Consider the following 11,706-nt stretch of genomic DNA (forward strand, 5'->3'; position numbering starts at 1 on the left):
TTCCGTCCCGAGCAAAAACCCGACTGTTGATCATTGGCTATGTATGGCCCGAGCCCCGTTCTTCGGCGGCCAGCGGCCATGTCATGCAATTGATCCAGTGTTTTCTCGAACAGGACTGGCACATCACGTTCGCCAGCCCGGCAACGGAAGGCGAGCACCGGGCCGACCTGAAGAGCCTGGGTATCGATGAAGTTCATATCGAGCTCAACAACAGCAGCTTCGATACCTTCGTCAGCGAACTGCAACCCGATATTGTGCTTTTCGACCAGTTTCTGATCGAAGAGCAATTTGGCTGGCGAGTGGAAAAGCATTGCCCCGATGCCTTGCGGGTCCTGGAGACCTGCGACTTTCAGAGCCTGCGCCACACGCGCCATCAACTTCTTAAAGAGCACTTGAATGAATCGTCACAACCCGATGATTTAAATAGTTTTTTTGATATCGAAAACTCGCAGCTCTTTGCCCGGATCGCCAGCAGCGATCTGGCGCAACGGGAAGTGGCCTCGCTCTATCGCTGCGACCTGAACCTGATGGTTTCGGATGTCGAAATCGACTTGCTGAGCGATCAGTTTGGCGTGCCGAAGTCCCTGCTGCACTGGTGCCCGCTGATGCTCGATGGCGTACCGGAAAGCGTGGCACCGTTCGAACAGCGGGCGCACTTTCTCAGCATCGGCAACTTTCGCCATGCGCCCAACTGGGACGCAGTCCTCTGGATGAAAAACGCCATCTGGCCGCTGATTCGCCAGCAGTTGCCCACGGCGCAACTGCATATTTACGGCGCTTATACGCCGCCCAAGGCCACCGCACTGCATAACGCTGCCCAAGGCTTTCATGTCATGAACTGGGCCGAAGATGCCCTGCAAGTGATGTCCAACGCACGCATTTGCCTGGCACCACTGCGCTTCGGTGCTGGCATCAAGGGCAAGCTGATGGATGCCATGCTCAGCGGCACGCCTTCGGTGACGACGCCTGTGGGCGCCGAAGCCATGAGCGGCGACCTGCCCTGGCCGGGGACCATTGCTCACAGTGCCAGCGAAATCGCCAGCGCGGCGGTGCGTCTGTATCAGGATCAGACCTTGTGGGAAGAAGCCCAGGCCGCAGGACGAACGCTTCTGCAAGCGCGCTTTCAGCACAGGCAGCACTGCGACAGCCTGATCGAACGCATCGAAGCCTTGCGGCAGGACCTGCCCCGCCATCGACTCGCCAACTTCACTGGCGCGATGCTTCGCCATCATCACCACAAAAGCACCCAGTACATGGCGCAGTGGATCGAGGCGAAGAATCGCAAGGATTGAATCAGCCCTTGCGTAGCAGATAAGTATCCATGATCCAGCCCTTGCGGCTGCGCGCCTCTTCGCGTATCCGCCTGATCTGCCCCCAGAGCTCATCGAGTGGGCCGGACAGCAGGATTTCGTCCGGCGTCCCCAGATAAGCCCCCCAATAGATATCCAGCTCCTGCCCGACAAAGCGTTCGAAGGTGCAGTGCGCATCAAGCATCACCACCACATTGTCCACTTCATCTGCCGCCATACCCGACAGTCGCCTGCCGGTGGTGATACGAATCTGCTCGCCAACCCGGTTCAACGGCACGCGATGCTGCGCCACCAGCGCCTGGACACTGGTGATGCCGGGAATCACCTGATAGTCGAAAACTTCCCGGCCCCGCGCCAGCACCCGATCGAGAATCCTGATAGTGCTGTCGTAGAGCGACGGATCACCCCAGACCAGAAACGCGCCCACGTCCTCTGCTTCCAGCTCATCACCGATCAGACGCTCGAACAGCACAGCCCGTTGCTCATGCCAGTGTTCGATACCGTGCTCATAGCCTTGAGGGTCGTCTTCGCGCTGGGGATCGCGAACCTGCACCAGCCGGTAGTCGTCGCCCTGGATATAGCGCTGGCAGATGTCCTTTCTCAGGCGCAGCAGATCATCCTCGGCATGTCCCTTGTCCAGAAGAAAGAACACCCTGGCGCGATTCAGGGCATTGATGGCCTGCACGGTAATATGTTCGGGATCTCCGGCACCAATTCCGATCAGGAGGATCTGTTTCATCAGGCAATGACTCCGGTTTCACTGCAAACAGCCACCTGGCAATTTGCACAAGACGACTGGGCATGAATGGAACAATTGAGGCACATTAGCAGGCTGGTACCTCTGTAGGCGGTCAGACCATGACAAGAACAGCAAGAATTACAGACCCTTCCTACGAATTGATGGACGACCACAATGGTCTGTCGATCATCTATCGCGAACACGGTTTTCCCTGCCCGCTGGTGCGCTGGCACTTCCACAAGGAGTACGAGCTGCACCTGATCGTCGCCAGCTCCGGCAAGGTATTCGTCGGCGACTATATCGGCAACTTCAACCCAGGCAGCCTGTTTCTCACCGGGCCTAACCTGCCGCACAACTGGATCAGCCAGATCCAGGAAGATGAAGTGGTGCCAAAGCGCGACATGCTGGTCAATTTCACCGATGAGTTGCTGGAAAGCGGCAATCAGGTATTTACCGAACTAAAGAGCCTGACCCCGCTGTTGGAGCGGGCTCAATACGGTATCGAGTTTCGCTGCAAACGTACGATCCGCCAGGCCATGAAGCTGATGCAGAAGATCGCCGACTCCAGAGGCATTACCCGGCTCGGACACTTTCTGATCCTGCTGGAACTGCTGGCAGCCAGCGATGACTTTCAGTTGCTTTCGGGCACTACGGTGTCGCACATGGCCGACGAGCACAGCGTGGAGCGGACCAACCGGGCGGTGGACTATATCTTTGCCCATTACGGGCGCGAACTGCCTCTTGAAGAGGTCGCCGAGTACCTGGGGATGAAACCCACGTACTTTTCCAGAGTGTTCAAACAGGCCACCGGGCGCTGCTTCGTGGAGTTCGTCAATCGCCTGCGCATCAGCAAGTCCTGCGAGCTGCTGGCCGACGGCGACAAGCCGGTGACGGATATCTGTTTCGAGTCGGGTTTCAACAACATTTCCAACTTCAATCGCCGCTTCCAGCAGCTCAAAGGCATGACGCCCTCGCACTACCGGCGTCTTGCCGTCCAGCGCCTGACGGAGCAGAACCTGTACTGATTCGTCCTGCCTCCAGCCTTCTCGTCTACGCTGATCCTTCATTGCAGCCTGCCTGAGCGCGGTTGCAGTGTGTTTTCAAATCACTGCCGAATGCAAAAAAGTATCAGTTGAAGTGCGGCGCAGGATTTGTCATCGCGCCTCAAGGCCGGTGTAATCAGCTCACATCTTCCTTACCTCCGGAAGAGACAAAAACAATAACCGACCCTCCAGGCTCTCCGAGCATGGAAGAGGAGTGACCCATGAAGACCTCAGCAAAATTCCTGCTTGCCAGTTCAGTCCTCAGCGCCGGTTTCCTGTTCGGCGGCCACGCTGTTGCAGGGACCGTGACCATCGCTACGGTCAACAACAGCGACATGATTCGCATGCAACGCCTCTCCAAGACCTTTGAAGAACAGCATCCCGACATCAAGCTCAACTGGGTCGTGCTGGAAGAAAACGTCCTGCGCCAGCGCCTGACCACCGACATTGCCACCAAGGGCGGCCAGTTCGACGTGCTGACCATCGGCATGTACGAAGCCTCACTCTGGGGTGCCAAGGGCTGGTTGCAGGAAATGAAAGACCTGCCTGCCAGCTACCAGCTCGATGATGTATTCCCTTCCGTGCGCGACGGGCTGTCGGTGGATGGAAAGCTGTTCGCCCTGCCGTTCTATGCGGAAAGCTCGATCACCTACTACCGCAAGGACCTGTTCCAGAACGCCGGCCTGACCATGCCGGAGCGTCCGACCTGGACCCAGATTGCCGAATTCGCCGGCAAGCTCACCGACAAGTCCAAGGAGCAATACGGCATCTGCCTGCGCGGCAAGGCCGGCTGGGGCGAGAACATGGCGCTGATAACCACGGTGGCCAACGCCTACGGCGCACGCTGGTTCGATGAACAATGGAAACCCCAGTTCGATCAGCCGGAATGGAAAGACGCCCTCAACTTCTACGTCAACACCATGAAGCAATCCGGGCCACCGGGCGCATCGAGCAACGGTTTCAACGAAAACCTGGCGCTATTCAACAGCGGCAAGTGCGCCATGTGGGTCGATGCCAGCGTGGCGGGCTCCTTTGTCACCGACAAGAGCCAGAGCAAGGTCGCCGACCATGTCGGCTTCACCTATGCGCCTCATCAAGTGACGGAAAAAGGCTCGTCGTGGCTGTACTCATGGTCGCTGGCGATTCCGACCAGTGCCAAGAACACCAAGGACGCACAGACCTTCACTCAGTGGGCAACGTCCAAGGAGTATGCCGCGCTGGTCGCCGAGAAAGACGGCGTTTCCAACGTGCCACCAGGCACACGTGCATCGACCTACACCGATGAATACAAGAAAGCCGCGCCATTTGCCGACATCACCCTCAAATCCCTGATGGCCGTGACGCCCAAGACGCCGACGCTCAAGCCGGTGCCTTACGTGGGCATCCAGTTGGTGACCATTCCCGAGTTCCAGGCCATCGGCACCAGTGTCGGCCAGCAGTTCTCGGCAGCCCTGATCGGCCAGTCGACCGTGGAGAACGCCTTGAAAATGGCGCAGAACTCCACCGAGCGCGACATGAAACGAGCCGGCTACCCGAAAAAGTAGACCGCGTGACTCAAGCCGGGGGGCGCTTGCCCCTCGACTCCCGCTGACAGGCAAATCCCGGTTCGGAGTTCCCCATGAAGACCTCAGCCATTCCTGCTCGTCCGGATTTATCCGGCGATGCCCCCAAGGCCAGAAACAACAGATTCAAACCCGGATGGTTTCTGGTCAGCCCTTCCGTGGCGCTCTTGCTGGTCTGGATGATCGTGCCTCTGGGCATGACCATTTATTTCTCGCTGATTCGCTACAACCTGTTGAGCCCCGGCGAAAACGAATTCGTCGGGCTGGAAAACTTCACTTACTTCGTCACCGACAGCGGTTTCCTGCCCGGTGCCGGCAATACCCTGCTGCTGGTGGGCAGCGTGCTGGCGATCAGCGTGATCCTGGGCGTGCTGATTTCCGCTCTGCTGGAAGCCAGCGAGTTCTTTGGGCGCGGTATCGTACGAGTGCTGTTGATATCGCCCTTCTTCATCATGCCCACGGTCAGCGCCCTGATCTGGAAAAACCTGATCTTTCATCCGGTGTCCGGTGTGCTGGCCGCCGTATGGCGCTTCTTCGGTGCAGAACCCGTCGACTGGTTCGCCCATTACCCGATGCTGTCGATCATTATCATCGTCTCCTGGCAATGGCTGCCATTCGCCATCCTGATCCTGATGACCGCCATGCAGTCTCTGGACCAGGAGCAGAAGGAAGCGGCACGACTCGATGGCGCTGGCCCGATTGCGATTTTCTGGCACCTCACCCTTCCCCACCTGGCTAGACCGATTGCCGTGGTGGTAATGATCGAGACGATTTTCCTGCTCTCGGTGTTTGCCGAAATCTTCACCACCACCAATGGCGGGCCGGGCTTCGCCTCGACCAATCTGGCGTACCTGATCTACATCCAGGCGTTGCTGCAGTTCGATGTCGGCATGGCCTCGGCGGGCGGCCTGATTGCGGTCGTCATTGCCAATATCGCGGCGATCATCCTGATCCGGATGATCGGCAAAAACCTCACCGACAAGTCATGAGGGCCTTGCCATGATGACGCTCAAACAATCACGACGCCTGCAAAGCCTTCTACTCGGGGCCTTGTCCTGGCTTATCGCCGCACTGATATTCTTCCCGATTTTCTGGATGGTGCTGACCAGCTTCAAGACCGAGATCGACGCCTTTGCAACGCCACCACAACTGTTCTTCACGCCAACGCTGGAAAACTACCTGCACATTCAGGAGCGCAGCGATTACTTCCACTTTGCCTGGAACTCGGTGCTGATCTCGTTCAGTGCCACGATCCTGTCCATGCTGGTGGCAATCCCGGCAGCCTACTCCATGGCTTTCTTTGAAACCAAGCGCACCAAGAGCACGCTGCTGTGGATGCTCTCCACCAAGATGTTGCCGCCGGTGGGCGTGCTGATGCCGATCTACCTGCTGGCCAAGACCTTTGGCCTGCTGGATTCACGTCTGGCGCTGATCATCATCTACACGCTGATCAACCTGCCGATCGTGGTCTGGATGATTTACACCTACTTCAAGGACATTCCGGGAGAAATCCTCGAAGCCTCACGCCTTGATGGTGCCAGCACCCGCCAGGAAATATTCAGGGTGCTGATGCCGATCTGCAAGGGCGGCCTGGCATCGACGGCGCTGCTGTCTCTGATCCTGTGCTGGAACGAGGCTTTCTGGTCCCTGAACCTCACGTCTTCCAATGCCGCACCGCTCACGGCGCTCATCGCCTCGTACTCAAGTCCCGAAGGATTGTTCTGGGCCAAGCTCTCGGCCGTCTCGACCCTGGCCTGCGCACCGATCCTGATTTTTGGCTGGATCAGCCAGAAACAACTGGTCCGCGGTCTGTCGTTCGGCGCCGTCAAATAGCCCGAATTCAAGAATAAAAACGGAGTCAAGCATGGCTAATCTCAGTATCAGAAATCTGCAAAAGGGCTTCGACGGCCATCAAATCATCAAAGGCATCGACCTGGATGTGAACGACCGCGAGTTCGTGGTCTTCGTCGGCCCTTCGGGCTGCGGCAAGTCCACGCTGCTGCGCCTGATCGCCGGCCTGGAAGAAGTCACCTCCGGAAGCATCGAACTCGATGGCCGCGAGATCACCCAGGTCACCCCGGCCAAGCGAGACCTGGCCATGGTGTTCCAGACCTACGCTTTGTATCCGCACATGACCGTAGGCAAGAACCTGTCCTTTGCCCTGGATCTGGCAGGCGGTGACAAGGCCGAGATCAAAAAGAAGGTCGATGAAGCAGCACGCATCCTGGAACTGGGGCCGTTGCTGGAGCGCAAGCCCAAGCAGCTTTCCGGCGGCCAGCGCCAGCGGGTCGCCATTGGCCGGGCCATCGTGCGCAACCCGAAAATCTTCCTGTTCGACGAACCCCTCTCCAACCTCGACGCCGCCTTGCGGGTACAGACCCGGCTGGAGCTGTCGCGCCTGCATAAAGAGCTGCAGGCGACGATGATTTACGTCACCCACGATCAGGTCGAGGCCATGACCCTGGCCGACAAGGTGGTGGTGCTCAATGGCGGCAAGGTGGAACAGGTGGGCTCACCACTGGAGCTGTATCACCACCCGGCCAACCTGTTTGTCGCAGGTTTTCTCGGCACGCCGAAAATGGGTTTCCTCAAGGGTCGACTCAGCCGGGTCGACAGCCATGAGTGCGAAGTCGAACTGGATGCCGGTACACGCATCACCCTGCCGGTAAGCCGTGCGGGACTGAGCGTTGGCGCTCCGCTCACGCTGGGTATCCGTCCCGAGCACCTGAACATTGCCCAGAGTGGCGAGTGTCAGTTGCAGGTCACTGCCGATGTCAGCGAGCGTCTGGGCAGCGATACCTATTGCCATGTTCGTACCCGCTCGGGCGAAGCCCTGACCATGCGGATCCGTGGCGATCTGGCCAGCCAGTACGGCGAAACTCTGAACCTGCATCTCGATAGCGCCCATTGCCATCTGTTCGACGAACAGGGACTGGTGATTGCCAAGGCCGTAGCGGTCGCTGCTTAACGTATTGGAGAGCCTTTGACATGAAACTGAACAAACAGAACCTGTCGCAACTGGGCGCCGATATCGCACGCCCCGCTTATTCCGCCAGCGAAACCCGTCATGGCATCGCCCATATCGGCGTCGGCGGTTTTCACCGGGCGCATCAGGCGTTTTACACCGATGCGCTGATGAACAGCGGCGAAGGTCTGGACTGGAGCATCTGCGGCGTCGGCCTGCGCCCAGAAGACCGTAGCGTGCGCGATGCACTGGCGGGCCAGGACTATCTCTACACCCTGTATGAACTGGGTGATACGCCGGACACCGAAACCCGGATCATCGCGTCCATCAGCGGCATGCTGCTGGCCGAAGACGATCCCCAGGCCCTGATCGACAAACTGGCCAGCCCGGACATCCGCATCGTGTCGCTGACCATTACCGAAGGCGGCTACTGCATCGATGACAGCAACGGCCAGTTCATGGCGCACCTGCCACAGATCCGCCACGACCTGACTCATCCCAACACTCCCGGCACGGTATTCGGTTTCCTGTGTGCCGCTCTGGCCCGTCGGCGGGCTGCGGGCGTTCCGGCCTTTACGCTGATGTCCTGCGATAACCTGCCCCACAACGGTGCCGTGACCCGCAAGGCGCTGCTGGCCTTTGCCGCCCTGCGCGACGCCGATCTGCATGACTGGATTGCCGAGAATGTCAGCTTTCCCAATGCCATGGTCGACCGCATCACACCCATGACCAGCTCGGCCCACCGTCTGAAACTGGCCGATGAAAAACATATCGACGACGCCTGGCCGGTGGTGTGCGAACCTTTCGTGCAATGGGTACTGGAAGACAAGTTCGTCAATGGTCGTCCCGCGTGGGAGAAAGTCGGCGTGCAGTTCACCGACGACGTGACGCCCTACGAGGAAATGAAGATCAAGCTGCTCAACGGCAGCCACCTTGCGTTGACGTATCTGGGCTTCCTGAAGGGCTATCGCTTCGTTCACGAAACCATGAACGATCCGCTGTTCGTGCGCTACATCCGGGCTTATATGGATCTGGATGTCACCCCGCAACTGGCCTCGGTGCCGGGTATCGATCTGGAGGGCTACAAGGACACGCTGATCGAACGTTTCTCCAATCAGGCGATTGCCGATCAACTGGAGCGGGTGTGTTCGGATGGCTCATCGAAATTCCCCAAGTTCACCATTCCCACCATCAACCGGCTGATTCTCGATCAGGGCAATCTGGAGCGCGCTTCGCTGGTGGTGGCTGCCTGGGCCTTGTACCTCAAGGGCGTGGACGAGAACGGCACCACCTACCGGATTCCCGACCCACGGGCTGATTTCTGTCAGGCGCTGGTAGCCGACGATGCATTGCTGACCCAGCGCTTGCTGGACGTGGAAGAGATCTTTGGCCTGGCAATCCCGCGCTCTGCCGAATTCGTCGCCGCTTTCGAGCAGAACGTCAATAATCTGCGGGACCTGGGAGTCAGCGGCACACTGGAAAAAATCCTGGCCAACGGCCTTTGAGAGGCAACCATGTTTCTTGGAATCGATTGCGGGACCCAAGGTACAAAAGCCATCGTTCTGGATGCGGATAGCGGTCAGGTACTGGGCGAAGGTTCTGCCCCGCACAGCCTGATCAGCAACGCCCATGGCCGACGCGAACAGGATGTGCAGCAGTGGCTGGACGCGCTGGCGCTGGCGACCCGCAGTGCGCTGACCAAGGCTGGCATTTCAGGCCAGCAGATAAGGGGCATCGGCGTTTCCGGTCAGCAGCACGGCCTGGTGCTGCTGGACGCTCAGGGCCAGGTGCTGCGCCCGGCCAAATTGTGGTGCGACACCGAAACCACACCCGAGAACCAGCGCCTGCTGGACTATCTGGGGGGCGAGCAAGGTTCGTTGCAACGTCTGGGGCTGGTGATTGCCCCGGGCTATACGGTTTCCAAGCTGTTGTGGACCAAGGAGCAGCACCCGGAACTGTTCGAGCGTATCGACAGGATCCTGTTGCCTCATGATTACCTCAACTACTGGCTGACCGGGCGTTGCTGCACGGACTATGGCGATGCCTCGGGGACGGGCTACTTCAATGTGCGCACTCGGGAATGGGACTTGCCGTTGCTGACGCATATCGATCCGACTGGCCGTCTGGGCAAGGCGCTTCCCGAGTTGCTGCCGGCACAGCACAAAGTCGGCACGATTCGAGGCGAAGTCGCCAGCCTGCTGGGCCTGAACCCTGACGCGGTGGTGTCCAGCGGCGGTGGTGACAACATGATGGGTGCCATCGGCACCGGCAATATCAAGCCGGGCCTGATCACCATGAGCCTCGGCTCGTCGGGCACTGTGTATGCTTTCGCCGATCAGCCTTATGTCAGCGAACAGGCGTCGGTGGCAACCTTCTGTTCTTCGTCCGATGGCTGGCTGCCGCTGATCTGCACCATGAACCTGACCAACGTCACCAGTGCCATTCGCGAGCTGTTCACGCTGGATATCGACGGTTTCAATCAGGCCGTCACCCAAGCGCCCATCGGAGCGGAAGGTGTGCTCATGCTGCCGTTTCTCAACGGCGAACGAGTCCCCGCCCTGCCCGATGCCACCGGCAGCATTCTGGGCCTCAACAGCACCAACCTGACCCAGGCCAATCTGTGCCGGGCCGTGGTTGAAGGCACCAGCCTCGGGTTACGCTACGGGCTGGACCTGCTGAGGGCCAGCGGTATCAAGAGCCAGACCATCCGCCTGATCGGTGGCGGCTCGAAAAGCGCCATCTGGCGGCAGATGATTGCCGACATCATGGATACTCCGGTCATTTGCACCGAGTACGCCGAAGCGGCGGCCCTGGGCGCTGCCATTCAGGCGGCCTGGTGCAGTTCTGGCGAGAATGGGCAGGCAACGGATCTGCACACACTTTGCGAACGCTGCGTCAGGCTCGACCCCGACAGCGAAACCTACCCTGTCGCAGAAAATGTGGCCGCTTACGAGCGCGTCTACGCACGTTATCAGGATCAATTGCGGGCAGTCTGATCCCTGCCATTTCACGGAGCACTTATGTTTCTTGTCTGCGGCGAAGCTCTTTTCGATATTTTCACCCGAGCGGACGACAACAGTTCGCTCAACAGGCTGGGCCTTGAAGCCGTTGCCGGGGGTTCACCTTTCAACGTGGCGATCGGTTTGCGCCGCCTCGGGGTCGAGGCGGCCTTTTTTGCGGGGCTGTCCACCGACTACCTGGGTCGCCGCTTGCGTGCCGTACTTGATCAGGAAGCGGTCAGCCCCGCTTACCTGATCGACGTTGAAGCGCCTACGACACTGGCCATGGTGGCGGTCGGTGCCGATGGCTCGCCCACCTACAGTTTTCGTGGCGAGGGTTGTGCCGACCGGCAACTGCGGCTGGAGCACCTGCCCGTTCTGGATGAAAAAGTGCGCGGCATTCATGTCGGCTCGTTTTCGCTGGTCGTGCAGCCGATTGCCGATACCTTGCTGGCGCTGGTCGCCCGGGAGAGCAACAACCGGCTTATCAGCCTGGACCCCAACGTGCGGCTCAACCCGGAGCCGGACATAGAACGCTGGCGCGCTCAGATCCGCGCCTTTGCCGAACACGCACACATCATCAAGGTCAGCGACGAAGACCTGCACCTGCTCTACCCTGACAGCGACCCGCAAGACATTGCCCAGCAGTGGCTGAACAAACGCTGCGAGCTTGTGATTCTGACCCGAGGCTCGGAAGGCGCCAGCATTTTTACCCGGCAACACGGGAGCTGGTCGGTGGCGGCACAAAGCGTCAAGACCGTGGACACGGTGGGTGCAGGCGATACGTTCCAGGCGGCCTTGCTGACCTTTCTCAGCGAGCGCCAGCTGGATACGCCGCAAAGTCTTGAATCACTGACACGAGAAGCCTTGGATGAAATGCTCGGCTTTGCCGTCAGGGCAGCAGCGCTGACCTGCACCAGGGTGGGACCGGATCTGCCGTATCGGCATCAGTTGGATTAAGGTGATCTTCGCGACTGAAGTCGCTCCTACACGCGTAGGAGCAACTGTCTTCAGTGCTTTTTTTCTCGATTGATTATTTTAGGGCGTCATAAACCCCGCCCTGTCGAGCAAGTCGGTGTCTTTCTGGT

The 11,706-nt window shown here is 59.1% G+C and carries 10 protein-coding genes; 9 read left to right on the top strand and 1 reads right to left on the bottom strand.

What is annotated here, in order from left to right; translation table 11 throughout:
• Positions 1 to 23: 23 nt before the first annotated feature.
• Positions 24 to 1,292: a glycosyltransferase gene (locus tag K5D32_RS14970; RefSeq protein ID WP_221600797.1), complete on the top strand. Its 1,269-nt coding sequence runs from the start codon at positions 24 to 26 to the stop codon at positions 1,290 to 1,292.
• 1 nt (position 1,293) lies between these two features.
• Here K5D32_RS14970 and cobF read toward each other — a convergent pair whose 3' ends face one another.
• A complete protein-coding gene (gene cobF, locus K5D32_RS14975; protein WP_221600783.1) occupies positions 1,294 to 2,049 on the bottom strand; it encodes a precorrin-6A synthase (deacetylating) in 756 nt (251 codons plus the stop codon).
• 119 nt (positions 2,050 to 2,168) lie between these two features.
• Between cobF and K5D32_RS14980 the strand changes: the two genes are divergently transcribed.
• The 8 genes from K5D32_RS14980 (at position 2,169) to K5D32_RS15015 (ending at position 11,578) form a co-directional block, all read left to right on the top strand.
• Positions 2,169 to 3,074, top strand: a complete 906-nt coding sequence (locus tag K5D32_RS14980) for an AraC family transcriptional regulator (RefSeq protein ID WP_221593687.1) — start codon at positions 2,169 to 2,171, stop codon at positions 3,072 to 3,074.
• Between the two features lie 239 nt (positions 3,075 to 3,313).
• Positions 3,314 to 4,636: a sugar ABC transporter substrate-binding protein gene (locus K5D32_RS14985; RefSeq protein ID WP_221600785.1), complete on the top strand. Its 1,323-nt coding sequence runs from the start codon at positions 3,314 to 3,316 to the stop codon at positions 4,634 to 4,636.
• Positions 4,637 to 4,710: 74 nt separating this feature from the next.
• Complete coding sequence (locus tag K5D32_RS14990; RefSeq protein WP_221593685.1) at positions 4,711 to 5,643, top strand: carbohydrate ABC transporter permease; 933 nt, start codon at positions 4,711 to 4,713, stop codon at positions 5,641 to 5,643.
• 10 nt (positions 5,644 to 5,653) lie between these two features.
• Positions 5,654 to 6,487, top strand: a complete 834-nt coding sequence (locus K5D32_RS14995; RefSeq protein ID WP_025259846.1) for a carbohydrate ABC transporter permease — start codon at positions 5,654 to 5,656, stop codon at positions 6,485 to 6,487.
• A 31-nt stretch (positions 6,488 to 6,518) separates the two neighbouring features.
• Positions 6,519 to 7,622, top strand: a complete 1,104-nt coding sequence (locus tag K5D32_RS15000; RefSeq protein WP_221600787.1) for an ABC transporter ATP-binding protein — start codon at positions 6,519 to 6,521, stop codon at positions 7,620 to 7,622.
• 20 nt (positions 7,623 to 7,642) lie between these two features.
• Positions 7,643 to 9,124: a mannitol dehydrogenase family protein gene (locus tag K5D32_RS15005; RefSeq protein ID WP_221600789.1), complete on the top strand. Its 1,482-nt coding sequence runs from the start codon at positions 7,643 to 7,645 to the stop codon at positions 9,122 to 9,124.
• A gap of 9 nt (positions 9,125 to 9,133) precedes the next feature.
• On the top strand, positions 9,134 to 10,615 hold the full coding sequence (xylB, locus tag K5D32_RS15010; RefSeq protein ID WP_221600791.1) for a xylulokinase: 1,482 nt from the start codon (positions 9,134 to 9,136) through the stop codon (positions 10,613 to 10,615).
• Positions 10,616 to 10,639: 24 nt separating this feature from the next.
• Positions 10,640 to 11,578 (top strand): carbohydrate kinase, encoded by a 939-nt coding sequence (locus tag K5D32_RS15015; protein ID WP_221600793.1) that lies wholly within the window; start codon positions 10,640 to 10,642, stop codon positions 11,576 to 11,578.
• Positions 11,579 to 11,706: the final 128 nt, after the last annotated feature.

The sequence above is a fragment of the Pseudomonas cichorii genome (genome assembly GCF_019719005.1).
Lineage (GTDB): Bacteria > Pseudomonadota > Gammaproteobacteria > Pseudomonadales > Pseudomonadaceae > Aquipseudomonas > Aquipseudomonas cichorii_E.